The sequence below is a fragment of the Pseudoalteromonas aurantia genome, from assembly GCF_005886875.1.
Taxonomy (GTDB): Bacteria; Pseudomonadota; Gammaproteobacteria; order Enterobacterales; family Alteromonadaceae; genus Pseudoalteromonas; species Pseudoalteromonas aurantia_A.
The window spans coordinates 18857-44712 of the sequence record NZ_PNBY01000026.1; the positions used below are offsets into that span (position 1 = coordinate 18857).

General features: G+C 40.7%; 23 protein-coding genes. 10 read left to right on the top strand and 13 right to left on the bottom strand.

Translation table 11 applies throughout. The annotated features are described in order from the left end of the window. The first annotated feature begins 29 nt into the window (after positions 1-29). Complete coding sequence (locus CWC18_RS05910) at positions 30-803, top strand: YggN family protein (protein ID WP_138593541.1); 774 nt, start codon at positions 30-32, stop codon at positions 801-803. A gap of 1 nt (position 804) precedes the next feature. Here the strand turns inward: CWC18_RS05910 and CWC18_RS05915 are convergent, their stop codons facing one another. The 7 genes from CWC18_RS05915 to zapB all read right to left on the bottom strand — a co-directional run bounded on the left by CWC18_RS05915 (position 805) and on the right by zapB (position 5985). Beyond that, positions 805-1641 (bottom strand): amidohydrolase family protein, encoded by an 837-nt coding sequence (locus CWC18_RS05915; protein ID WP_138674895.1) that lies wholly within the window; start codon positions 1639-1641, stop codon positions 805-807. After that, entirely contained in the window at positions 1638-2366 is a 729-nt protein-coding gene (locus CWC18_RS05920) for an SDR family NAD(P)-dependent oxidoreductase (protein ID WP_138674896.1), read from the bottom strand. The genes CWC18_RS05915 and CWC18_RS05920 overlap by 4 nt, the downstream gene beginning before the upstream one ends. 13 nt (positions 2367-2379) lie before the next feature. Beyond that, positions 2380-2868, bottom strand: a complete 489-nt coding sequence (locus CWC18_RS05925; protein WP_138593538.1) for an FKBP-type peptidyl-prolyl cis-trans isomerase — start codon at positions 2866-2868, stop codon at positions 2380-2382. 55 nt (positions 2869-2923) lie between these two features. Further along, a complete protein-coding gene (locus CWC18_RS05930) occupies positions 2924-4402 on the bottom strand; it encodes a LysM peptidoglycan-binding domain-containing protein (RefSeq protein WP_138593537.1) in 1479 nt (492 codons plus the stop codon). Next, positions 4395-5405, bottom strand: coding sequence for a hypothetical protein (locus tag CWC18_RS05935; protein WP_138674897.1), 1011 nt, complete (start codon positions 5403-5405; stop codon positions 4395-4397). The genes CWC18_RS05930 and CWC18_RS05935 overlap by 8 nt, the downstream gene beginning before the upstream one ends. 62 nt (positions 5406-5467) lie before the next feature. Next, positions 5468-5755: a cell division protein ZapA gene (zapA, locus tag CWC18_RS05940; protein WP_138593535.1), complete on the bottom strand. Its 288-nt coding sequence runs from the start codon at positions 5753-5755 to the stop codon at positions 5468-5470. Beyond that, positions 5755-5985: a cell division protein ZapB gene (zapB, locus tag CWC18_RS05945; RefSeq protein WP_119860051.1), complete on the bottom strand. Its 231-nt coding sequence runs from the start codon at positions 5983-5985 to the stop codon at positions 5755-5757. Before zapB ends, zapA begins: the two co-directional genes overlap by 1 nt. 179 nt (positions 5986-6164) lie before the next feature. Here zapB and CWC18_RS05950 point away from each other — a divergent pair, with 179 nt between their 5' ends. Next, on the top strand, positions 6165-7001 hold the full coding sequence (locus CWC18_RS05950; RefSeq protein ID WP_138593534.1) for a 23S rRNA (adenine(2030)-N(6))-methyltransferase RlmJ: 837 nt from the start codon (positions 6165-6167) through the stop codon (positions 6999-7001). A 48-nt stretch (positions 7002-7049) separates the two neighbouring features. Here CWC18_RS05950 and CWC18_RS05955 read toward each other — a convergent pair whose 3' ends face one another. After that, complete coding sequence (locus CWC18_RS05955) at positions 7050-7616, bottom strand: PhnA domain-containing protein (protein WP_138674898.1); 567 nt, start codon at positions 7614-7616, stop codon at positions 7050-7052. 622 nt (positions 7617-8238) lie between these two features. Between CWC18_RS05955 and CWC18_RS05960 the strand changes: the two genes are divergently transcribed. Next, positions 8239-9510, top strand: a complete 1272-nt coding sequence (locus CWC18_RS05960) for an EAL and HDOD domain-containing protein (protein WP_138593532.1) — start codon at positions 8239-8241, stop codon at positions 9508-9510. Between the two features lie 18 nt (positions 9511-9528). Here the strand turns inward: CWC18_RS05960 and CWC18_RS05965 are convergent, their stop codons facing one another. The 3 genes from CWC18_RS05965 to CWC18_RS05975 all read right to left on the bottom strand — a co-directional run bounded on the left by CWC18_RS05965 (position 9529) and on the right by CWC18_RS05975 (position 13719). Beyond that, positions 9529-11010 (bottom strand): Ppx/GppA phosphatase family protein, encoded by a 1482-nt coding sequence (locus tag CWC18_RS05965; RefSeq protein WP_138593531.1) that lies wholly within the window; start codon positions 11008-11010, stop codon positions 9529-9531. Further along, positions 11007-13091: a polyphosphate kinase 1 gene (gene ppk1, locus CWC18_RS05970; RefSeq protein WP_138674899.1), complete on the bottom strand. Its 2085-nt coding sequence runs from the start codon at positions 13089-13091 to the stop codon at positions 11007-11009. Before ppk1 ends, CWC18_RS05965 begins: the two co-directional genes overlap by 4 nt. Positions 13092-13212: 121 nt before the next feature. After that, positions 13213-13719, bottom strand: a complete 507-nt coding sequence (locus CWC18_RS05975) for a glycine cleavage system protein R (protein ID WP_138593529.1) — start codon at positions 13717-13719, stop codon at positions 13213-13215. A 332-nt stretch (positions 13720-14051) separates the two neighbouring features. On the opposite strand from CWC18_RS05975, the gene CWC18_RS05980 reads away from it, so the two are divergent. The 7 genes from CWC18_RS05980 to CWC18_RS06010 all read left to right on the top strand — a co-directional run bounded on the left by CWC18_RS05980 (position 14052) and on the right by CWC18_RS06010 (position 22832). Further along, complete coding sequence (locus CWC18_RS05980) at positions 14052-16286, top strand: ABC transporter permease subunit (RefSeq protein ID WP_138593528.1); 2235 nt, start codon at positions 14052-14054, stop codon at positions 16284-16286. A 17-nt stretch (positions 16287-16303) separates the two neighbouring features. After that, the gene (pstA, locus tag CWC18_RS05985) at positions 16304-17953 is read left to right on the top strand and encodes a phosphate ABC transporter permease PstA (RefSeq protein ID WP_138593527.1); all 1650 of its coding nucleotides are present in this window, start codon (positions 16304-16306) and stop codon (positions 17951-17953) included. 29 nt (positions 17954-17982) lie between these two features. Then, entirely contained in the window at positions 17983-18810 is an 828-nt protein-coding gene (gene pstB / locus CWC18_RS05990; protein WP_138593526.1) for a phosphate ABC transporter ATP-binding protein PstB, read from the top strand. Positions 18811-18837: 27 nt separating this feature from the next. Next, positions 18838-19539, top strand: coding sequence for a phosphate signaling complex protein PhoU (gene phoU / locus CWC18_RS05995; protein ID WP_010364047.1), 702 nt, complete (start codon positions 18838-18840; stop codon positions 19537-19539). Positions 19540-19679: 140 nt separating this feature from the next. Beyond that, on the top strand, positions 19680-20357 hold the full coding sequence (locus CWC18_RS06000) for a TIGR00153 family protein (protein WP_138593525.1): 678 nt from the start codon (positions 19680-19682) through the stop codon (positions 20355-20357). 37 nt (positions 20358-20394) lie between these two features. After that, positions 20395-21663: an inorganic phosphate transporter gene (locus tag CWC18_RS06005; protein ID WP_138593524.1), complete on the top strand. Its 1269-nt coding sequence runs from the start codon at positions 20395-20397 to the stop codon at positions 21661-21663. A 263-nt stretch (positions 21664-21926) separates the two neighbouring features. Continuing rightward, positions 21927-22832, top strand: coding sequence for a hydrogen peroxide-inducible genes activator (locus tag CWC18_RS06010; RefSeq protein WP_119860063.1), 906 nt, complete (start codon positions 21927-21929; stop codon positions 22830-22832). A gap of 61 nt (positions 22833-22893) precedes the next feature. On the opposite strand, the gene CWC18_RS06015 is transcribed toward CWC18_RS06010, so the two are convergent. Next, positions 22894-23094 carry a hypothetical protein gene (locus tag CWC18_RS06015; protein WP_138593523.1) on the bottom strand — a complete coding sequence of 67 codons (201 nt, stop codon included), beginning with the start codon at positions 23092-23094 and terminating at the stop codon, positions 22894-22896. Between the two features lie 155 nt (positions 23095-23249). Further along, a complete protein-coding gene (locus CWC18_RS06020; protein WP_138593556.1) occupies positions 23250-25757 on the bottom strand; it encodes an EAL domain-containing protein in 2508 nt (835 codons plus the stop codon). Positions 25758-25856 lie beyond the last annotated feature (99 nt).

Sequence of the window (25856 nt, forward strand, 5' to 3'; positions counted from 1 at the left end):
CTTGGCTGAAGTATTTTAAGGGGTAGCCTATGTCATTTGTTACGCGTTGTGGAGTGTCGTTGTTGCTTGCTACATTGCCTTTGGTTAGTGTGGCGCAAAGCAAATGTGATGTTGAGCTAGGCCACGGTCTAATTATTACCGATTCAGTGATACGGATTGTTGATAACGGGCAAACCCGAGTGCAAATTAATAATGACAATCAGCTACTGATCCAAGGGTACTGGATAGACTTATCAGAACGAGAAACTCAAGTCTTACGTGAGTACTCAAAAGGTATCAGAGATACAGTTCCTGAATTGGTTAGCCTCGCAACAGATGGGGTGAATTTAGGGCTCAGTGCAATTGAGCAAGTTGTTGAAGGGATGTCTGATAAAAAACCTGAAGTTTTACAAACTCAATTAAAATATGTTGAACGCGCACTGATGGATAAGTTTAAACGGGGTGATGACTTCTTTTTCATTGCTCCGCAGTCTTTGTCTAAAATTGATGATTTTTTTACAAAAGAAATAAGTCAAAAAATTCACTCCGCCGTTCATGGCTCTTTAGGGGCCATTTTAATGTCTTTGGGTGATGCCTTTAAATCTAGGGAAGGTAATATTGAAGATCGTATTACTGACATGGGACAGCGCATGGACATCATTACTAAAGAAATAGATAAATCTCTACAGAAAAAAGCGCAACAACTAGAAAGTAAGGCTGATGAATATTGTGAGTGTTTAAATACACTCGATGAGACTGAAGCACGCCTTCAGGCCATAGTACCGCGTTTAGCCGCATATGACCTAGTACAAATTCGCTCTTAGTTTATTTTAGTCGATATAATCGCTTTGCATTATGGTGACTGAGCTTTTGCCATAGTAATTCATTTTCTACGAGCCCATGATAGCCAAGCCATACGGTTTCATAATTTTGACGCATCAAACAAACCGGATAGTTTGACGCAAACATTATCCTGTCCTCGCCAAAATATGACAATAACAATGTTAAACATGCTTGTGGCTCTAAAGGGCTTATTATATGTTCTATGCCTGAAAACTTAATCGCAATGTTGGGGCACTTCGAGAGCGTGTTTAAGCCTTTTTTATAAGGCTTATCACTTTCAATTAATCCGGCATGGTTAAGTATGATTTGCAAATTAGGTAATTGGATACAGTACTGTGCAACTTGGTTAGCAATATTATGTTGGTGTAATTCAAACTGTGCTTCAAAATGTAGCTGATATTGGCTCAGTGTTGCGAGGTTTTGCTGAACATGTTGATGGAGTAATCGATCAGCATCGTTACCCTCAGTAATATCACGGATCCCACGTAAATATTTACTTTGCGCTAATGTCTTAAGCTGCTGAGAAAATAAGCATGGTTTGAGTGTAATATCGAGATAGGCGATAGCACCATATTGCAGTGGAGGCACGGTTTGCTCAAGCCATTCAAGCTCTTGATAAGGTTGGTTATTATTGAATCCGGCTTCAATATGAACAATTGCTTTAACTAAAAAAGTTGGATTATTAAGCTGTGCTTTGTGATGGTTTACTTTTATCAAGAATAGGTTTGGCCAAGGAGGCGGGTTAGTGCCGGTTAGCCAATGATATTGACCCTTTTCTAGATCGAAAAAGTGAATGTGCGGGTCAATTATTGGGATCATTGTGCAGTATACCCACCATCAATTGACTGCAAGCTACCTGTTATAAAGCTCGCATCTTCACTGGCTAAAAAAGCCACTAATGCTGCAACTTCTTCGGCTTTACCTAATCGGCCTAGTGGTTGCAAAGCCGCTTCTTCAGCCACTATATCCGCTTTATTTACTCCACTCTTTTCACAGTATTGGTCGATTGCTGTATGAAAGAGGGGCGTTTCGATTGTTCCAGGGCATACTGCATTTGCTCGGATGTTATCTGCTGCGTAGTCGAGCGCGGTGGTTTTTGCCATTGATGCCAGTGCAGACTTTGTTAAGTTATAGGCAAATGAATTTGGTTTTGCTATCAATGCTTGATCAGATGAAATAAAGATGATCGCCCCGTATTGTTGTGCTTTCATACACGGTAATACCGCCTTAGTGGCCGCATACGCACCTTTTACATTAAGTGCGAAGAGCTGATCTAACGTTTCTTCATCTGTTGCTTCAATGGTTGCACTGAGGTGTTTTCCTGCATTTGATACCAGTACATCAACACGCCCAGTACGCTGGGTAATAGCGTCAATAGCGTGTGTAACGTCAGCTACGTTACTTACATCACATTCTACAAAATGGCCTGTTTCGCTCTGTTTTATATCTAAATTAAATACTTGATAATCTTGTGATAGCAGCTTTTCGACAATGGCCAAGCCAATGCCAAAGCTGCCACCTGTTACAATGGCAACTTTTGTCATAACCTTTTCTCTCTTAGTGGCCACAACCGCCAGCGCCATGCACATGGCCATGGCTAAGTTCTTCAGTTGTTGCTTCGCGCACAGAAACCACTTCTACGTCAAAAGTTAGCGTTTTACCGGCAAATGGGTGGTTAAGATCGCAATCTACATTAAAACGGCCGACTTTGACCACGGTAACTTGATGTCTGCCTTGATTCGACTCAACAATGGCAGACATTCCTTTTTTCCATACCTTGTTATCGCCTAAGCCTTGTAAATGCTTAATAGGGATACGTTGTATGAGACCTTCTTTAAATTCACCGTATGAGTCTTCAGGGGCAAGCGTTACACTGAATTTGTCACCAGCGACTTTGTTGTCTAATGCTTTTTCTAGGCCTGGCAACATACTATCATTTCCATGGATATAGCTTAGAGGCTCGTCTGTCTTACTGGTTTCAATTTGTTGATCGCCTTCACTCAAGGTGTAGTGAAACTCAACAGCGGTGTCTTTAATGATTTGCATAACAGTCTCTTTAATTTAATTACGGGGCCATTTTACGTTAGCAAGTAAGAGTAAGCTAGGGCTTCGGGCCGTTTTCTGGCTTTACTAACTGCTCTAATTCTGACAAGTACTGTTTGGCTTTTTGTGGCTTTGTAGCCTGTTGTGGTTTGGGCAAGTGTAAAACCAGTGTTTTACCTGGTTTCAGTATGCTGTGAGTCTTCAAGCTGTTCCACGTGAGTAAATCTTTAAGTGCCACATCATACCGTTGACTGATATCCCATAATGAATCCCCCGCTTTGATAGTATGATAGTGTTCAATTGTGGCAGGCTTAGGTCGTTTCTTTTCTACCAAGTATGGACTTATTTCATAGCTAACTAACAGGCTATCAGTTTTTTGTGCTTTGTTTAGAATTAACACCTCCCCGATACCGAGCAAAGACGAAGACTTATTATTGAGTAGTTTAATGGTGTTTATTTTGGTATTAAAACGTTTGGCGATACCGTACAAAGTATCACCTTTTTTTACCGTGTAAGTCTGGCTAAAATGACGTTTAAAAAAGCGGCTTTGTAGTAGTTGTTTTTCGGTCATCGGTAATAAGACTTTATGGGGTCCTTGTGGTGAGCTTTGATGGCGCAGATAACCAGGGTTGAGTTGATGGATCTGTTGTTTTGGGATATTCACTAAACTAGATAACAGACCAAAATCAAACTGTTGTCCAACATCTAATTGGGTCGTGTAGGCGTAATTGACCACATCGGGCAATGTAAACTTAGGGTGGTTTTTTTGTAGTAAATAACTCAAAGCTAAGAGCTTTGGTACGTATTCAGAGGTTTCTTTTGGCAGTGTTAAATGCCAAAAATGCGTACTGATCCCTAACTTCTTATTTCGCTCGATGGCATTTTTTACACGACCCTCGCCACTGTTATAGGCTGCAATGGCATGGAGCCAATTGCCGTTAAACCGTTTATGTAAATAACTTAAATAGTTTAGCGCAGCATCTGTTGCTGCTAACACATCTTTGCGTCCATCGTACCAAGGATCGGACTTTATACCAAAATGGTAGGCGGTTGCATCGACTAATTGCCATACTCCTACAGCTTGTTGGGCTGAGATCACCGTGGGCCTAAAGTCACTCTCAACAAATGGCAGTAATGCTAGTTCCATAGGCATATTACGTTGTGAAATACGTTGTATTATATGAAATAAATAGGGCGCAGCACGCTTATTTACTTGCACTAAATAAGTTGGTTGAGCTAAGTACCAGTCAATGCGTTTATGTAGCCGGGGAGTTGGTATAACATCAAATGCTAAGTTATCAGCAATGACTTGCCATAAGTTCGTTTCTGGAGGGGCGGGAATTGCGACATTGGGTGTTTCTATATTGGGCTGAAGCACTACAGCAGGCTGCTTATCTGATAACTGCGTTTTATTCTCAGTGGCTAAAGCACTGAGTACTGCATCAGTGTCGTTGCTTGTTGGGGGGGGGAGTTTACACCCGACTAAGATGAATGCACTTATACAGCATAAGCACACTGTTGATCTTATGTTATTCATGCAGAGCAAGCGTGTTACGGTGTGCATGTTTATAGGTTGAAATAGTACTCGTTGGCATTGATTGGGTATGTTTTAAGGCAAGATTAAAGAGCAGCTGTAACTTTTGCTGTTCAGCAACATCGTTTTTATACATTGTTCGTAATGCTGCCGGTACAGAGGGCTCTTGATCTAGACCGAATGTCATAATTGCATGCAAGAAAGCAACAGGCTTGGTGAGTTCATCTCTTTGATATGGTTTACCATGGCTGGGTAATAGCCAGACGACTTCGTTACGCTGTTTTAATGATACTAGTGTATTGTGCCACTGGGAGATGGAGTTATGAGTCACGTATGGAATAGGATCTAAATTGGCTCCGCCAAATAGTCCGCCATTTTTTTGATTGAATATGAATAAATCCCCGGCGCTGGCAGCAACTGCGGGTGTAATTTCAAGCGTATTTTGACCTAACTGTACTAACGTGACTTTACCCTGTGGTAGGGGGATATTTAAAGATTGCCAATAGGTAATTCGTTGCTTGGCGGTATGTAACCTTTTTTGCCAGTGTGCTGTTTCTTGCTCATTCAAGGCTTTTTTTCGTTGAGCGCTCACGGAATAGCTGCGTGAGTAGTGGTCGATTTTTTGCCTATAAGCATTTTGATATAATTGAATATTCTCTTTTACATAGTCAGGCGCGATCCATTTAGCTGCAGGAAAAGCATGTTGCAAAAGCGCAATACCTAATATTTCGTCGTGTGAACTGCCGGTGCTTATGAGGTAACACACAGGGACCGATAGGCGTTTTTTAATTTGATTGATTGTTTGCTCTAATACAGTGAAATCACCATGGGCATTAATGATTGCAGCACAGTCAGTTCCTGTTATTACTGCTTGATTTGCTTGAAGCTGGGCTATATTTTTAGGCGGTGCGATAATAAATGTATGCGTATCGACTTGATACCATTGTTGTGCAAAACAAGAGAGAGACAGAAAGGTTAAAATTAGTAAAGTTAAAAAACGCATCATCTGAAAAATCATGAAATATTCATGGTGATAATTTAACCGAAAACACGTTTTTTATAAAGGGCTCAATCCACTTCCAAGTAAAGAGAAAGCTTTTCTATCAGGGTTTGTTGTGCTTGTTGTTGTGAACTTTGCTGATGTTCTAATGCCTGTAGATCATGACATAAGTGCAAGGCTGCTAGTAGCAGTGCATTTTGTTCATTACGCACGGTAGAGCGTTGCTTCATTGTATCAACACGTTCATTGAGCAAGTTCGCAGCATCAAGGAGCAAATTTTCTTGCCCCTTGGTGCAGGCAAATTGATGAGTTTTACCGAGTAAAGTTACTTCAACTTGATTGGTTTTCTCAGGCATTAGCTCGCCTGAGTTGCGCTTTGTAATTTATCAAGTAAGTTAGTTAAAGTGCTACTTGTCTCTTTTTGCTTCTCTTCACTTTCAAGCACTTCAAGTTGTAAAGTTTCATTTTCATCAATTAGCTTACTGTTTTGCTCTTTAAGACCAGAAACTTCATTATTTAGTCGTTCATTTTGAGCAATTAATTGATCAATCAGTTGTTCGAGTTGGGGGAGTGTCTCGTTATTCATAAATGCGCTCTTATCACTGTATTTTGTCATGCAAATGTAAAACAAAGTGACTTAGGATGCTAGTAAATACGTGGCTTTATACTGATTTTTCTCGCGCTTTGCGCGATAATAGAGGTTAAACCCTATTTTATTCACACGCGGTTCAGCAAAATTGCTCAATTGCCCAGCAAGGTTACCATATGCTCAGTTATAGACATTCATTCCATGCAGGAAACCCTGCGGATATTATTAAACACCTCGTGCTTGCAAATGTACTTGAATACATGACGCGTAAAGATAAGCCTTTAGATTATGTTGATACGCATTCCGGGGCTGGTTTTTTTGAATTGAGCAGCAGTGACGCGCAAAAAACACAAGAATATTTAGACGGTATAGCGAAGCTTTGGCATTACAGAGGTCACAATGATGCGATTAAAGCGTTTGTTGATTTAGTTAAATCATTTAATGACGATACATTGGCGTTTTATCCAGGTTCTCCAAAAGTAGCAGAGCAGTTTCTAAGACGCCAAGATAAAGGGTGGTTTTTTGAATTACATCCAAAAGATTCGGTATTACTAACAGATAATTTAGCACACAAAAAGTCACTTAGAGTGCGCAGTGAAGATGGTTTTAAAGGGCTGTTAGGGTTAGTTCCCCCATTATCAAGACGTGCTTGTGTGTTAATGGATCCGCCATATGAAATCAAAACAGATTATCAGCAAGCAGCAAAAATGATCATTAAAGCGTATAAAAAGTTTAATTCGGGTACTTATATGATTTGGTATCCGGTTGTCGATAGGGCGCGTATTGATTTACTTGAGCAAACTTTAATTGAATCTGGTGTGAGTAATGTTCAACTGTTTGAGTTAGCGACCAGTGCAGATACGCAAGAGCATGGTATGACAGCATCGGGCATGATTGTTATTAATGCACCATGGACATTGAAAGCCACCATGGATTCGGTGTTACCTGAGTTAGTTGAAATATTGAGTGACGAGGCTGGGTTTTATCGCAGCGAGCAATTGGTTGCAGAGTAAATAAAACTAACTCCTATTAGCCCCGTAAAATACGGGGCCAATAGCTCTCTATTTTTTGACAAATTTAGTCAAAATAACAATGCGTTGCCCGTCAACACGCCCTTCAATGTGTTCAGGGTTTGAGGTGAGGCCAATATTTCGAACGGCTGTGCCTCGCTTTGCAACAAGGCTACTGCCTTTGACGTCTAAATCTTTGATAAGCACTACTGTATCACCGGCGCTGAGTCTTACGCCATTGCTATCTACATGAACTATATCGTCCTCTTCAGCAAGTGCTTGCTCTGCCCACGTACGGGTATCATCTTCTAAATACAGCATATCAAGCGCGTCTTGTGCCCACCCATGATCTGCCGCTAATCGGCTCAATAATCTAAAAGCAACCACTTGTACAGCAGGTGTTTGGCTCCACATACTGTCATTTAAGCAGTGCCAATGATTTGCTAGCAGGGTTTCTTCGCCTTCAATTTGGCTTTTGCAGATTGCACATAAATAGACACATTTATCTGAGTGAGCTTCATTGACCGGCGGTACTTCGAATACACTGAGATCTAGGTGACTGCTACAGAGTTCACATTGTCCATTACTGCGCTCAGCTAAAGTGGCGGCAATACTCATAATTTTTTCCTAAAAATACGACTAAAAGTGTGATTATACTTTATTCATTGAGTATGTCGCTAGAGGCGCAAAACACTTAACCATACTTTTTATAAGGTCTATAGTCTTTAACGAATTAATTGACTAGAGGCGTTATATATACTCAGTAATATGATTAGGAACGGTGCAAAAAAAGTGTCAAAATATTAGGTGGTGTTGAACGTTTGAGTGCTCTTTGCTGCTTAATAATCGCTTAGATTACTAGGTTACATACTAAGCGCCGGGATAAAGCAGGCTTAAAGAGAAAAAAGAACAGCAAAGTTTAACAGCCCCAAAGATTATGGTGCCATACTTAATGTCAGTAAAGGGTTTTGTAGCGTTATGCTAGATAGCATATGTCATCACTGGTGTTTGACATAACTCAATGCAACTCATTAATACGTCATACATAGAGATTGACTTCGTATAAGTGAACATTGTGCCATTTTTGTAGATTTTAGCGTACCTTACTAGATGTAAGCCTATGCATTAATTAAGTAATTAATGGTGAACAAAGCCAGTTTTTAATTGCTCAGCATACATGCATATCGTATTCTGCATTACAAACTTAGTTTAGTTTAATTCAGTAAAATAAAGGGGATGAATGTTGATGAGTGGGACAGCTGCGAATGTAAAAAACTCCTCAGTACAATACATTGCACGCCAAGTTATCCTTGATAAAGCGCAAAATATGTTTGCATATGAATTACTATATCGAGATTCTGACCATAATGCATTTCCATCCGGCGTTACTGATGGTCAGGCTACAGGCAGGATGTTTTTTAATTCATTAATGCTTGTTGGGCTAGAACGTTTGGCAGCAGGCCATCGCGCTTTTATTAATTTATCAGATGAATCTTTACTCCAAGAGCTCCCCAAGCTATTTAACCCTGATAACCTAGTAATTGAAATAGTTGAACGTTCCCAAAATATACCCGAGTTATTAAAGACGGTTTTGCGTTTGAAGCAGCAAGGCTATCATTTTGCACTTGATGATTATGACGGGGATGAACGTTGGTTGCCTTTGCTAGAGCATATGCATTACATCAAGTTAGAAATTGAGCAGCCAATTATAAAAACGACAATGATGCTGAAAAAGCTAAAACGTACGTATCCGGATGTAAAGATTGTTGTTGAGCGCATAGAGACTCAAGAAGAGTATAATTTTATCCATGCTGCAGGGGCTGATTATTTTCAAGGGTACTTTTTTGCGCGTCCCGAGATGTTGAATCACGGCAATATTGAACCGTCAAAATTTGCTGTGTTTGATTTATTGCGGTGTACGGCGAAGAAAAACTTATGCTTCAAAGAAGTGCAACAACGTGTAGCAAAAGATTTGAGTTTGACGGCTAGGGTATTAAAGCTGGCAAATGCCAAAGCCGGTGAGAGTAAAGTTGAAATGAAGTCGATAGCGCAAGCTGTTGTATACTTAGGGGAAGATGCAATACGACAGTTTGTCAGAGTGTTAGCCTTGAGTGAATTGGGTTTAGACAAACCCGCTGAATTAACCAAAATGGGCTTAATGCGAGCGCGGTTTATTGAGCTTTTTTTGAAACCTGGAGGAAATGAAATGGCTGAGCAGGGCTATTTGATTGGCTTGATGTCTATTCTCGATGCGGTATTAGAAATCGAACTTACGACCGTTATTTCTGAGTTCTCATTAGATAGCTCTCTAAGCAGTGCTTTACTCGATTATCAAGGTCTATTAGGCGGTGTATTGCGTTTGGCATTAGAAGTCGAGCAAAATAACTGGGTAGAAGCTGAGGCTATTTTAAATGCTATTCGACCCGCAACTGGCAAAGAACACTTATTTGACTTAGCTATGAAAAGCCGTGCCTATGCCGATGAGGTTTTTGCTGTTGTTCATACGGGGTAAACTTATTTTATTGATACGCTAGCGTATCAATAAAATAATATTCAATGGTTTTAAATAATGTTGCTCTTGCTGTAAATCAGCGAGTAGGATCGTGTGTTTATTAAGCCAGTTTTGATCAATGGTAATGCTTAGCTGTTCATCTTGTGCTTGTAATGCAATAACAGGAAGTGGTTGATGTTGGCGTTTTTGATTAAATATAACAGCCAGGCGAAGTATGGGAAGCAGTTTGCGTAATGTCTGCTGCTGTTCATCGTTAAGCACATTAAGTTCAGTTAGTTTAATTTTTTTTCGGTGAAAGCGGATAAGGCTGCTCAACATTAGCTGCTGCTCTTGTGTGAACCCTGGGAGCTGGCTGTGCATCACGATGTAAGCACTATGTTTATGTAATCCTGAAGAGTTTATCGTTAAGCCCACTTCGTGTAATTGTGCTGCCCAGTGCAACATTTGCAGGTCAAATGACGTGAGTTGCCAGGTCTTTTTCACCGCTTTAAAGAGTCGTTGTAAGGTTTTACAGATGTTGGCACTGTGTACTGTATCAACGGTATAGTGCTCACTCAAGGTTTGAATGGTTCGAGAGCGAATATCACGTGCTTCATTACGCTGCATTTCATTAAGTAGCCCCTCTCTGAGCGAGTGGTCACAGTAGTCAAGTGTGGTGATATCCAGTTGTTTAAACACGGCAATAAGAATGACTAACCCACCGACAATATTAGAATGTCGTTCTGTAGGTAGCCCTTTGATATTTATTTGTTCAATGTGGTTTTGTGCAAGAAGAAGCGCTTTTATTTGCTCTAAAGAGTGCAGTGTTAACAGGCTTTGAGCAAAGTTAGCTTGGTTTATTGCTACTAATGTTTTAATGGTACCTGATGTACCTAAGCATGTTTTCCAGCCGGTATTTAGGTAAGTCGCCGTGATGGATTCTACATCTTGTTCAGCCTTTATTTGTGCGTGATTAAAACGTTGAACACTGAGTTTTCCATCAGCAAAAAACTGTTTAGTGATAGTCTCACAACCCATATTTCTACTTGCTAAGTGCTGGTGTTCGAAGTGCCGACCAATCACAAGTTCAGTACTTCCTCCGCCAATATCAATAACCAAGCGGTTATGGTCGCTATGTATATAATTAGCGACACCTTGATAAATTAGCCGTGCTTCTTCTTGACCTGAAATTACGTTAATTTTGAATGGGAAGCAACGGTGTGCTTTGCGTAAAAAGTAATGAATATTTTTACTATTTCGCAGCGTATAAGTAGCAACAACTTGAACATGGCTATGAGGAAAGCTTTCGAGTGTAGTCGAAAATTGCTGTAATACATGTAATGCACGTGCGATGGCGTCTTGAGATAGGTAATAATCATCATCTAACCCAGCTGCCAAGTATACGCGTTGCTTTTCTTTATGTAATATTTGAAAGCGACCATCGACATGCCGGGCAACCAGTAAGTGAAAACTATTGGAGCCTAAGTCAACGGCGGCAATTGAAGGGTATTCAGTGTTCATAGTGTTTTGTGGCTTTCATATTTCTTTAGGTGGTCGTATATGGCTATTTGTGAGCGGATTTTTTTTCTGTTTCCTCTACGTACGTATAAGTTTTTTTGCTCTGAATCAATGACGCGCGCTTTACTTCGATCGCGAAATTGTAGCTCAAGGATATCTAGAATTAAGCGTTTCAACGTTTCATCATAAATAGGTGCAGCTACTTCAACACGATGATCTAGGTTACGTGTCATCCAATCTGCAGATGAGATAAAGACTTGTGGATCGCCGTTATTCTCAAACACCATAACTCGAGGGTGCTCTAAAAATCGGTCAACGATACTGATCACTTTAATGTTATCACTAAAACGCGGTAAGCCTGGAACCAAAGAGCACATACCTCTGAGGATTATTCTGATCTTGACTCCATGTCGCGCTGCGAAATACAGTTTATCAATTAATTGCTTATCAACTAGGTTGTTGACCTTAATGGTGATTCTAGCAACTTTGCCTTGTTCTGCATTGCGGACTTCTTTGTCAATGAGATCTAAAATACAATCTCGTGCGTTAACTGGCGAGATCATTAGGTGCTCAAAATGAAAAGGGCGATAGCTACTTTCTATAAATTTGAATACGCTGTCGCATTCATTACAGATTTCGTTGTGCTTTGTGAATAAGCTAAAATCGGTGTATATACGCGCGGTTTTTTCATGAAAGTTACCTGTGCCGATATGTGCATATTTGACGATTTTTCCCTTTTCTTTTCGGTGGATCACACATAATTTACTGTGAACTTTCAGTGCAGGGATCCCAACCATGACTTTGATCCCAGCTTCAGACAGTAACTTAGCCCATTCGATGTTATTTTGTTCGTCAAAGCGAGCTTTTAGCTCCACCATAACAGTAATTTTTTTACCATTTTTTACAGCACTGAGCAGCGATGAAATTAGCCGCGAACGGTTGGCAACTCGGTAGATGTTAATTTTGATCTGCGTTACTCTAGGATCAAAGGCGGCTTGGCGTACATATTCCAACATGTGATTGAAAGTATGATAAGGATAATACAGCAGAATATCTCTCTCACTGATAGCTTTAAAAACACTTGAGTGAGCGTTGAACGCACTGCTTTGCAATGGCTGAAGCGGGGCATTTTCTAAATTTTTTCTGCCAACGTTAGGAAATGAAATAAAGTCGCGAAAATTGCGATAGCGCCCTCCTGGGATTAATGCATCTTGGTGTGTTACACCGAGGCGCTTCTTCATCACCTTTAACATCTCTTCAGGCATAGTTTGATCGTAGACTAGTCTAACGGGCTCTGCATAAAGGCGCTGTTTTAAGCCTTTTGACATTTTGTCGAGCAAACCTTCTTCAATCTCATTATCGAGATTATATTCAGCATCACGAGTGAGCTTTATGGCATAGCCTTCGATACTGTCGAAATTAAAAAAGCTTTTAAATACATCAGCGATAAAGTATTGAACGACATCATCAAGCATGATGATGGTTTTATGTCGCTTCGATTTTTCTGGGGGCATTTGGACAAAGCGCTCTACTCGATCGGTTGGGATCTCGAGCAATGCATGGTGCTGTTTTTCTCCGAGCATTTGCACAAAAAAATAGGTCATTGTGTCATTGATATTGTCTGAGTAATCTTTATTTTCAGTCAATAACATGGGTGACATCTGTGGCAGCACTTGATCTTGAAAGAACTGTTGTAACCATGTCAAATGGAAATCGGATAATTCACTTGGTTGCGCGACATAAATGTTATGCTGCGCGAGATCTTTTAATATATGCTGGTGCACTACATTAAACTTCTGACCTAATTCGAGTACTTTTTTATTGATGTTACCTAATAAATCCTCATTAGCATCAAAGTTAGCATCAGAAAGGTTGTTTAGTAATACTCGCCTTTTTACATCGGCTACTCTGACTCGAAAGAATTCATCAAGGTTGTTAGAGAAAATCCCGAGAAAGCGCATGCGTTCAATAATTGGGTTATTTTTGTCTTTGGCTTCTTGTAGAACGCGTTCATTAAATGACAGCCAGCTCAGTTCTTTAGAAAAGTAGCTTATGGTCTCAGGAGGTGTAGGTATTGCCTGCATTATTAAATTCATTTTGGAAGACGCTGAAGATAATATAGGTCCAAATAATGACACCTTCATGACAAGCGTTATGTGCTTGTCACGTATGAAAATCATTCAATAAGAACTGTTTTTTCAGTCTTTATTCCGGCTCAATATCAACAATAAGATCACTGGTGATAGATTCTAGTGCCTCAATAACATTATCTTTATGCATACCTATAGGGAGGGTGACAGTGGCAAAAGCACTGAATATAGGAACACCCCAATTAGGCGCACTTTGCTGCCTTGAGTTTAAATGCGTGATGTTTGCTCCTTTATGACGAATAACAGCGGCTAACTCTTGTACTATTCCGGGTCTGTCATTACCTGTGATAACGAGGTTCAATGTTTCTGGGGGTTGTGGAGCAAGCTCTAGTTCTCCTAGCTCAAGTTTTACTTCTAAGCCAGGTAAGGTTTGCAGCGCACCTTGTATTTCTTGTAAGTGCTCTTCAGCTATTTCGACCTGTACTATGCCAGCAAACTGACCTGCTAAATGACTTAGGTTACTGGTAAGCCAGTTTCCGTGGTGCTTCAGTAAAGTAGAGGAAATTTCTTCTACTAAACCTGGTCGGTCTTTTCCGATAATGGTTAATACTAACTGCTTCATAATGTGAATCTCTTATTATTGTAGCCTTGTGAATATGACAAGGCATGAAAAAAGCGGCTACAACAAAGTGGGTATGATCCTTATACATAGCCTACTAAGGTAGATAGTGCTTCTATAGATTAGTTCAGTGTTTTGGCTTGTCCAATAAAATCATCGTTGTAATGTAAACAAATGCAAACTGTTTTGCGCAATATCAACATGCGCGATTGCCTTGAAAATATGTATCTAAAAACATGATGTTCGTTATCTCTCGATGTAACATGCTGTATGTAACATAACTGTCATCTTGATGAAATATAATGCGCGCAACTTTAAGATAAAAGGGTGTTTTGATGTCTTCAAATCCGCAGAAACCGTCTTTTAAAACGGATAGAAGCCGTCTATTTAAAGATCGGTTTGCACAATATGGCATTACCGCCGGTGGGGTAATGGTTTTGATCGCTTTGTTGATGATCTTCTTTTACCTATTATATGTTGTTCAACCAATTTTAGAGTCGGCTAAAGTTGAGAAGCGTGTTGATATTACGCTGCAAAACTCTGAACAATATGTGGGTATTGGTGTTGAGGAACAAACCGAAATTGCTTACTTATTAAATAGCACCGGTGCTGTCGACTTTTTTCAATTGAAAGGAGCTAACACAGGTAAAAAACTAAAGAGCTTGGTGACTGACCTTGATGGACAAGTAACCAGCTTTGCGAAAAGTACGCCATTCTTAGGCCAGTACGCATATGGTTTAGATAACGGTCAAGTACAATTGGTACGCCCTTCGTTCTTAGTAACGTTCCCAGGTAATCAGCGTGTGATCACACCGCGTTTAAGTTATCCGTTAGATGGTCAGCAGCTATTAGTTGATGAACAGGGGGCTGCTATTGAACGCCTAGCATTCAGTCACTATGAAGAAAAAACCGCCGTTGTTGCATTAACTGCCGACAAGCGCGTCATTTTTGCCTCTTTCACTGCTGAAGAAAATATGTTCAGTGGTGAAGTCGAGTGGGTGGTAGAAAGAAGTGAACTGGGAGTCGATAGCAGAATTGATGAGCTATTAATGTCACCAGACACGACACGTACTTTCATTCGCTCAGCAAATCAAATTTATATCTTTGATACCCGAGATGCGAGTGATATTAGACAAATTCAGATACTTGCTGCTAATGAAGAAAATGCTAACTTAGTGGGTACCACGTTATTAGCGGGCGCGAACTCTTTAATGCTTGCCAACGATAATGGTGAAGTATCACAGTGGTTTGAAGTAAATACTGACGACGGTCGCAAGTTTAATAAAATTCGTGCATTTGAAACCAGTAAAAATAGCAATGTAGATATCCATAGTGAGTTTTATCGCCGTACGTTCTTTACCACGACAGATACGGGTGATCTAGGGCTATACTATACAACGAGTCAAGCCCACTTATGGCAAGGCAAAGTCAGCGACAGTGCCATTGAAGCATTTGCCGTATCGCCGCGCTCTGATGCTGCATTGATCATTACAGATAATAAAATCTCTGTATTTGATATTCACAATGAGCACCCAGAGGTAACATGGTCAGCTTTATGGCAAGAAGTATGGTACGAAGGGTATCCTGAACCTGCTTATACCTGGCAATCGACTTCAGCGTCAGATGATTTTGAATCCAAGTTTTCATTGGTGCCTATTTCATTTGGTACCATCAAAGCAGCCATGTATGCGATGTTATTCGCAGTCCCGATTGCGCTTTCTGCGGCGATATATACGGCGTATTTTATGTCGAGTGAGCTGCGTAGAGTGGTAAAACCAACCGTTGAAATAATGGAAGCGTTACCCACCGTAATTTTAGGCTTTTTGGCTGGTTTATGGTTAGCGCCTTTAATCGAAAAGCATTTACCTGCTATCGTCGCATTGTTGATTTTACTGCCTCTTTCTATGATAGGAACGGCCTTTTTATGGACAAAACTTCCAGAGCGTATTCGTCATTTATTACCTGATGGTTGGCATTCAATCGTGTTAATTCCTGTTGTGCTCTTAGTTGGCTGGTTGTCATTTGCGATCAGTGGCGGTGTAGAAGAGTTTATGTTTGACGGTAATGTGCGTCAGTACTTAACCAATGAACTCGGCTTGACATTTGACCAACGTAACTCTTTGGTGGTGGGTATTGCTATGGGGTTTGCGGTTATCCCGACGATTTTCTCTATTGCAGAAGATGCGGTATTTAGTGTACCAAAGCATTTATCAAATGGGTCATTAGCATTGGGTGCGACGCAGTGGCAAACACTCGTCAGAGTTGTGTTGTTAACTGCAAGTCCAGGTATATTCTCTGCAGTTATGATGGGATTAGGTCGTGCAGTAGGTGAAACCATGATTGTTTTAATGGCCACAGGTAACACCCCTATTATGGATTGGAGTATTTTCCAAGGTATGCGTACGCTTGCCGCAAATATTGCTGTTGAGATGCCAGAATCAGAAGTAGGGAGTTCGCATTATCGAATTCTTTTCCTCGCAGCGTTTGTATTGTTTATTTTTACTTTCGTATTTAACACCATTGCTGAATTTGTACGTCAGCAGTTGCGTGAAAAATACAGTTCAATGTAATTACTGGAGCTCATGACATGGTAAAGCAGTGGTTTAAGTCAGGTTCTCCGTGGATCTGGATGACAGGTGGTGCCGTTAGTATCAGCTTGATATCGGTACTTGGGTTATTAGCAATGATCGCATGGAAAGGCTTGAGTTTTTTCTGGCCATCAGAAGTCGTTGAATTAGAGTTAAATGGGTCTGTACCTCAACAAACGGTTATAGGTGAAATTTATGACCGTGAGATGGTACCAAAAACACGATTAGAAGCTGCAGGGTATGATTTATCGGCTTTTGATTCGGAGTTTATTGAACGTATTTTGGTTAAAACAGGTAACCGTGAATATGTAGAGTTAGACTTCAGATGGGTATTATCGACTGATATACAAAAGCAATCGGCACCTGAAGCATTGGCGGTGTTTGAACGCAGTAAAAATGGTAACTTTTATGGTTATGTCGATCATGTTATTGAAGATGGCAAAGTGATCAATGAGCAAGCAGTTGTGCGTTTATACGAGTTAGTTGAGCGTGCGGTTGATTTGAATGATGAGGCACTCGACTTACAAAATGGTGAAATTGGCCACATTAACTATGAACTTGAACGACTTCGTTTAAAAGAGAAAGGCTATGTGCTTGATAACGCGTTGACCAAAGAACGAGTTGCTGATTTACAAGCTCAACGCACTGCACTTAGAGATGAATATAAAGTCTTTGAAGAGCGTTTATTTAAGTTGCGCAAACAAGCAAAGCGTGATCAAGTTGTTGTCCGTGATATGCGTGGCGAGCTCGTAACTCTACCTATTTACCAGGTGCTTGATGTTTGGTTTCCGAATGATATGGGCACCTTGGCAAAAATTGCCCATTACTTGTCTCAAATTGGTAAGTTCGTTAGCGATGACCCGCGTGAAGCAAACACTGAGGGCGGCGTATTCCCTGCTATATTTGGTACTGTATTCATGGTGATGCTAATGGCCGTTATTGTGACGCCATTTGGCGTGATTGCGGCAATATACTTACATGAATATGCCGCGAAAAATGCAGTGACTAAGATGATCCGTATTGCTGTTATTAATTTGGCGGGTGTTCCTTCTATTGTATACGGTGTATTTGGCTTAGGCTTTTTTGTGTACATGTTAGGTGGTTCTCTAGATCAGTTGTTTTATCCTGAAGCTGCTCCAAGTCCTGTGTTTGGTACACCAGGCGTGATTTGGTCTGCACTAACTCTTGCAATCTTAACATTGCCTGTGGTCATTGTTTCCACAGAAGAAGGCTTATCTCGTATTCCGAGTACAGTGCGCCACGGGTCGTTAGCCTTGGGTGCCACGCAAGCTGAAACTCTATGGCGTATTATTGTACCAATGGCAAGCCCTGCGATTATGACCGGACTGATTTTAGCCGTTGCACGTGCTGCGGGTGAGGTTGCGCCACTCATGCTGGTGGGTGTTGTGAAAATGGCACCAACGCTGCCGCTGGATGGCAACTTCCCGTATATTCATTTAGACCGTAAATTTATGCACTTAGGTTTCCATATATATGATGTCGGTTTCCAAAGCCCGAATGTTGAAGCCGCGAGACCGTTGGTATATGCGACTGCGTTTTTGTTGGTGTCGGTGATCATTGCACTCAATATCACAGCGATTGGTATTCGTAACCACTTACGTGAAAAGTTCAGATCACTTGAGCATTAATAGTAAAGATTTTAAGTAGGTAAAAAATAATGATTACAGTAGCTCCAGAAGTTAATCAGGCCAATGGCCAAAATAAATTAGATTTAGCAAACTTGTCGCCAGAGCAAACGGCGCTTGAGATCAAGAACCTCGATCTTTACTATGCAGACAAGCAAGCGCTTAGCAATGTCAACATGCTGATCCCAAAAGGGCAAGTGACTGCGTTCATCGGCCCATCAGGGTGTGGTAAATCAACATTATTACGATGTATCAACCGTATGAATGATTTAGTAGATACATGCCGTATTGAAGGCGAAATCATTCTACATGGGCAAAATATTTACGATAAACGTGTCGATGTGGCAGCATTGCGTCGAAATGTCGGTATGGTATTTCAGCGCCCTAACCCATTTCCTAAATCAATTTATGAAAATGTTGTGTATGGTTTGCGTTTACAAGGGATCAAAGATAAACGCAAACTCGATGAAGTCGTTGAAAAGTCATTACGTGGTGCTGCGCTATGGGATGAAGTAAAAGATAGGCTTCATGATAGCGCATTTGGCTTATCGGGTGGTCAGCAGCAACGTTTGGTGATTGCGCGCTCTATTGCAATTGAACCTGAGGTATTGCTTCTTGATGAACCTACATCTGCACTCGATCCAATTTCAACATTAGTGATTGAAGAGCTCATTAATGACTTAAAGAACAAATACACTGTTGTTATTGTAACGCATAACATGCAACAAGCCGCGCGCGTATCTGATCAGACAGCCTTTATGTACATGGGTGAATTGATTGAATATGCAGATACGAATACCTTGTTTACGACACCCTTAAAGAAGAAAACCGAAGATTATATTACGGGCCGTTACGGTTAAGCGCTTTAAGTTTGTAGGAGAAGAATTATGGAACACAATTTAAATAAGCACATTTCGGGTCGTTTTAACGAAGAACTCGAAAATGTGCGAAATCATGTTTTGAGTATGGGTGGGTTAGTTGAACAGCAACTCAACTTAGCACTCGATGCGGTCAACAGTGCAGATGCTGATAAAGCACGTAAAGTCAGCGAAAATGACTATAAAGTTAATGCGATGGAAGTCAATATTGATGAGGAATGTACACGCATTATTGCTAAACGTCAGCCTGCTGCAAGTGATTTACGCTTGGTCGTTGCAATAGCAAAAACCATTGCCGATTTAGAACGTATTGGTGATGAAGCTGAGCGTATTGCAAGAGTGGCGTTAGACTCATTTACTAAAGATCAGCAAGATTTATTATTGAACATTGATAATATGGGGCGCCAAGTGTCTCGTATGCTGCATGACGTACTTGATGCATTTGCACGTATGGATGTGCAAAAAGCATTTGAAGTACACAAAGAAGATGCAAAAGTAGACCGTGAGTATGAAGCATTAACACGTCAAATAATGACGTATATGATGGAAGACCCGCGTTCAATCCCAAAAATAATGGATTTAATTTGGTCCGTTCGCTCATTAGAGCGTATTGGCGATCGTTGCCAAAACATTGCAGAGTATGTAATTTATTTTGTTAATGGTAAAGATATTCGTCATACATCTCAAGAAGATATAGAGAAATCACTCTAACTACTTCGGTAAAAAGTAGTCATATAAAAATGAATTATGTGACTACTTAATCATCTTTACGATAAAAATCCATTCACAATGGCGCTCAATGCTGTAAAATTCGATCTGCAAAGCATATAAATATGATTTAAGGGTCAATTATGCCTACAAATGCGTTTTTAGGAGTATTTGCAAAATCTCCTATTAAGCCAGTGGAAGAACACATCAAAATAGTGCATAAAGCGAGCAAAACTTTAGTGCCGTTTTTTGAGCATGTCTTCAAAGGGGAATGGACTGAAGCGGAAGCGCTACGAGTTCAGATCCGTAACTTAGAGCGTGAAGCTGATGTATTAAAGCGTGAAGTACGCTTACAGCTGCCTCGTGGTCTATTTATGCCAGTAGAACGAACTGATTTACTGGAGTTGATTACCCACCAAGACAAAATCGCCAATAAAGCGAAAGACATCGCAGGTCGCGTTGTTGGTCGTGAAATGGAGATCCCAGAGTCTATCCAAGTCTACTTCCTTACCTATTTACAACGTTGTGTGGATGCCACAAAACAAGCATCGAAGGCAATCAACGAACTTGACGAACTATTGGAAACCGGATTTAGAGGTCGAGAAGTGACCTTGGTTGAAAAGATGTTGGTTGAATTGGATGCAATCGAGCAAGACACGGATGATATGCAAATTAAAATTCGCCAAGAACTACGAGCAATCGAAGGTGAGCTTAATCCAATAGATGTAATGTTTTTATACAAAATCATCGAGTGGGTTGGCGGACTTGCCGATATTGCTGAGCGTGTTGGCTCAAGATTAGAAGTAATGCTTGCGCGTTAATCTAAAGACTATTGTTTTAAAAAAGTAAGGTTTTACAATGGATATCATTGCATCCTACGGTACCATGCTGGTGCTTTTAGCAGCCGCAGTGGGCTTTTTCATGGCTTATGGTATTGGTGCGAACGACGTTGCCAATGCGATGGGGACATCGGTTGGTTCTAAAGCGCTAACTATTAAACAAGCAATTATTATTGCTATGATCTTTGAGTTCGCGGGTGCATATCTTGCCGGCGGAGAAGTAACGTCAACAATCCGTAAAGGGATCATTGACGCAGCCCCTTTTGCAGATATTCCTGAACTGATGGTATTGGGGATGATCTCAGCACTATTTGCTGCTGGTACATGGTTATTATTGGCTTCAATGTTAGGTTGGCCGGTATCAACAACGCACTCAATTATTGGTGCAATCATTGGTTTTGCGTTAGTTGCTGTTGGTAGCGAAGCAATCCAGTGGGGCAAAGTCGCAGGTATTGTCGGTAGTTGGATTGTTACCCCTGCTATATCAGGCTTTATCGCTTATCTCATCTTCATGAGTGCGCAAAAATTGATTTTTGATACGGAGCAGCCATTAAAGAATGCGAAGCGTTATGTGCCTATTTATATGGGTCTAGCAGGCTTTGTCATGTCGCTAGTGACTATTAAGAAAGGCTTAAAACACATTGGTATTAATTTTGGTACCGTTGAAGGCTATTCGCTGGCTATTGGCTTTGCGGTTATCATTGGTGTGATCGGTAAGTTTGTTATTGATCGTATGAAGATGGATCCACAAGCTGACAAACAGATGCAGTTCAATAATGTTGAGAAAGTATTTGCTATCTTGATGGTATTAACAGCATGTTGTATGGCGTTCGCGCACGGCTCAAATGATGTTGCAAATGCAATTGGTCCACTTGCTGCGGTAGTAAATATCGTTGAAAATAATGGTGAAATTGCTAAGAAAGCAGCGATTGCGTGGTGGATATTACCACTTGGTGGGTTTGGTATTGTTGCGGGTCTTGCTATTTTAGGTAAGAAAGTGATTAAAACCATTGGTGAAGGCATCACACACTTAACACCAAGTCGTGGCTTTGCGGCTGAGCTTGCAGCTGCTTCCACAGTGGTTATTGCCTCAGGTACTGGTTTACCAATCTCTACTACACAAACACTGGTTGGTGCGGTATTAGGGGTTGGTATGGCGCGCGGTATTGCCGCATTAAACATGGGGGTGATAAGAAACATTGTAGTTTCTTGGGTGATCACATTGCCAGTTGGCGCAGCCCTTGCTATTGTTATATTCTACGTATTAAGAAGCGCGTTTGGCGTGTAATTAATCGAACAGACTTTTAGCTTGAAAAGATCTCAATACCCTAGGTATTGGGGTCTTTTTATTTTTTGGTGACAGAATCATCCAGAGTGCGGCCGCACCGTAAGCTATAAACTAACTGACTTTACTTGTCTTTAAAGTACAGGCTATAGATATTGAGCACTGTGTGATCAGTTCGATTGATATCAGCAAATAGTTTTCCTCATAATATATCAAGGTTATACTGGACGTATTGATCTCCAAAGCTTAAAGCAAAGTTTTATATAGTGAATAATTTACCTAGTATTAAACAGCTTCAGTATTTAATTGCAGTACATCAACATCAGCACTTTGGTAGAGCCGCAGAAGCATGCTTTATTGGCCAATCGACTTTAAGCAGTGCAATTCAAACGCTAGAAGAAACCCTCGGTTGTCAGCTTATTGAGCGAGAAAATCGCAGTTTAATGTTCACTGACATTGGCGAAGAGGTTGTTGTACGAGCGAAGAAAATTATCGCAGACACAATGAGTGTGAAAGAACTCACGAAGAGTTATAAGCATCCTTTATCAGGCAAGTTGACGCTCGGGGTGATCCCCACTATTGCCAGTTTTATTGCGGCACCTTTATATCAGTTTTGTAAGCAGCACTTCCCCCACCTTCAATTGATCCTAGTTGAAGATACCAGTGATAGGTTGCTTGATAAGCTAGAGCATGGTCATATTGACATGGCGATGTTGGCTCTACCATATAGGACTGAAAAATTTCACACGCAGGTATTGGCTCAGGACCACTTTTCGTTAGTACATCATACAGACTACACTGTTGCGCAAGGAGTGGAAGATTTTAATTTGCTTCCAGAGCAGAGTGTTTTTCTTCTTGAAAAAGAGCACTGTATGACAGGCCACGCATTAAGTGCGTGTCACTTAAATCGCAGTGCGTGTATTAATCCTTTTGAAGCAGCAAATCTACATACGCTGCTCAGTATGGTGGAATACCAAAATGGGGTCACTTTCTTACCTAAAATGGCTATTAATGCAGGGATCCTTGATGGAAAGAATATGACAACGAAAGCCTCACAAGCTGATGCTTATCGTGAAATCGGGCTATTGTGGCGCAAAACAACAGGGCGGATCAGAGACTTTAGATTATTCAGCGAAAAGGTAGGATCATTTGTAAGTGAGCAATGCCAATAACGCATCATAAACATAAACATGGGTGCCGTGTGCACCCACTAAAGCTTTTATTAGAACAATATCATAAGGGTTGTTCAAATTTACGTGCATTGCTCAGATCGGGCAAAAACAATAAATAGACCCACACCACTAAATTAAAGTAAGGTATTAGACCCAGAGCAACGAAGATCTTACTCGGATAACCTTTGTTTAGAGAAAGCCGATAACATTGTTGTGCAACAGCAAAGTGGACCGCCAATAAGAATGAAACTAAAAGTAGCATAATAGTACTCCTCAACATCTACAACGTGATGTAACTCAATCCATTGAATGTCTACCAGAAAAGAATAAATCAATAACTTAGGTGGACATCTTCACTTTAAATAATTATAGGTGATTTTTTGACAAGCAAAAGGGCGGGGCGGCAATTATTTTTTATCAACTTGTTTTACAGGCTAAAATAGTTGTTAAATTACTTTTCAAGGAAGCTATGGGCATGGGTTTAGCAATGTAGTAGCCTTGCCCGTAATCTACGCCAATGTCTTTTAAAGCATTGAAAATATCAACATTTTCAACATACTCTGCTACGGAACGCTTGTCTAGAGAGTGACTTATATCGTGAACAGCTTTCACTAATGCAAGGTCAATGGGATCATTGAGCATGTCTCTCACAAAGGATCCATCTATCTTAACGTGCTGTGCTGGCAGTTGTTTTAAGTAACTAAAAGTACTGAAACCAGTACCAAAATCATCAATGGAAAAGTGACACCCTAGCTGGTTTAGCTTTGCTATCATCGCTTGTGTTGCACTCAAATTGTTAATACTGGCAGACTCGGTTATCTCAAAAATAATGCGTTCGGCTGGCACTTGATGTTCGATTAAACATGCTTGTATATGTGGTAAAAGGCGCTCATCTAAGAAGGAATGGGCCGACAAATTAATCGCGACTTGATTGAGTTCAGGGTGTTGTGCAACATCTTGTATCGCGTGCTGGATAACGCATTTATCCATTAAAAAGGTGTCATTGAGCAATTCTAAAGCGGGGATAAAATGATTTGGGTACACTAATTCATCATTTATTTTTAAGCGCAATAAGGTTTCATAATACGCAACGGTGTCTTTTTTAAAGTCCCATATTGCTTGGTAGTGCAGCTCAATATGATTGTTTTGTAATGCTTGTCTGACGCTATGCCCCCATTCAAGGCCTGTTTGTAGCGTATTATTTTGTGCGTCTTCTTTGTTATAGCAGTGTACAAGGTTTCGGCCCAAGCTTTTGGCTATGTATAGCGCGATATCAGCCTGCTTAAGGCACTCATTAGCGTCGTGATTATCACAGGTGATTTGGGTTAAACCAATGGAGCAACTAATTGAGTAGCTATGCTCTTCAGAATGGAATGTATGCTTTTCAATGGCAACACAAATACTTTCAGCGACAAGGTGCGCATCAAGTAAGTTAATATCCTTTAAGATCACGGCGAACTCATCTCCACCGATCCGAAAAATCAAATGTTCATCATCAATGTTATGGCCAAAAAGCTGAGATACTTCTTTGAGGACAATATCGCCTTGTTGATGCCCTTTACTATCATTGATAATTTTAAAGTGATCTAAGTCTATATACAGTAAAGCATGTTCGGTAGATGAATTGGGCTGCACCTTAGAGCATAACGCTTGCAACTGTTGATCAAAATAATAGCGGTTATGTAGTCCTGTTAACGTATCATGCAATGCCAGGTGCCGCAGTTGCAGCTCAGCTTGCTTACGCTCATGGATATTATCTACCGTGGCAGTAATTGTTGCTGTATTGGTACTATTTTTGATCATCTGAAAGCGACACTCGGTCCAGATGTTATGGTTTTGCTGATGGACAAGCTTCAATTCTAGTTTGGCATGTTGCTGCTTGCCTACCAAAATATCATTGAGCGTCGTTTGTAATGTCGTACGACACTGAGCATCAAAATAACCACTGAGGCTTTTACCCAGACTGGCTTTTATACCAAAACCAGTTAACGACTCCCACGCTGGGTTAATAAAGCGGATCTTGCCTTGTGTATCCAACTCCATGACAACCGTATTGAGGTGTAACAAAATACGTTGGTGTGCAGAAAAAAGCTCTTTGTAACGATGTTCGCTTTTGCTTAGTAAGGACACTTTATCTGCAAACTCAGCATAACTGACCATAAAGTCTTCGCGTCGAGCTGCGTGGTCGCATACTTTTCCGAGCATAGATATATCGTAGGGCGCACGAACAAAGTCAGTAACCCCTAACAACAGCAATTGCTCAGCGTAATCAGCATCTTTGTTATCAATTATTGTGACTATGGCTTGGTTGGGATTATGATCTAAAATACTGTCAACGAGTTCTTTTGCTGCTTCTGCTCTTGTGGCTGTGGCATCTAGCAACACAATGGCGTATTGATGCTGTAAAAATTGCGAGAGTGCTGCGTTGGCTGTGGTGACATGTTTGCACGCAAAGTTTAGTGCTAAATGCTGGCAAATCTCATTTGCGCGTGGGGTGTCTGTTTCAAGCAATAGTAAATCTAAGCGGCTGCTTTTTTCTAGGTGCGTGGACAGCACATTAGCGAGCACTTGTGGCAGCATTTCTTGGCGTTCAAAAGGCAGCACTGCATCTATGCTGTAGCTGCGTGCTGTAGTCTCTGCTATTCGTTCGCAATAAATAGGTGGGATCAGCACAATCGGGGTATTCTTAGGCGTATTCAGTAACCCTGAACGCACCATTCTTGCAAAGCGCCAGCCATCTATTTTACCGACATCTAGGCCGGTTATGATTAAGTCAACTGCTTGCTGTTTTAGAACATGCAAGGCTTCTTGACTATCTGAACGTTCAATAAAGTTGAATACGTCTAAATTGGCCAAGGTTTGTTTTATAGCACTGCGTTCTTCATTGCTCGCATTAACGATTAACAATTTAAGTTGTCTTGCCATGGTTACAGCTTTAATCCCATGTCGATCTTTAGTAACAATTTTTACCCCGAGTAATAATAATGTCACAAGTAATTGTTTCTAATTGGCTATCTAGTGTAA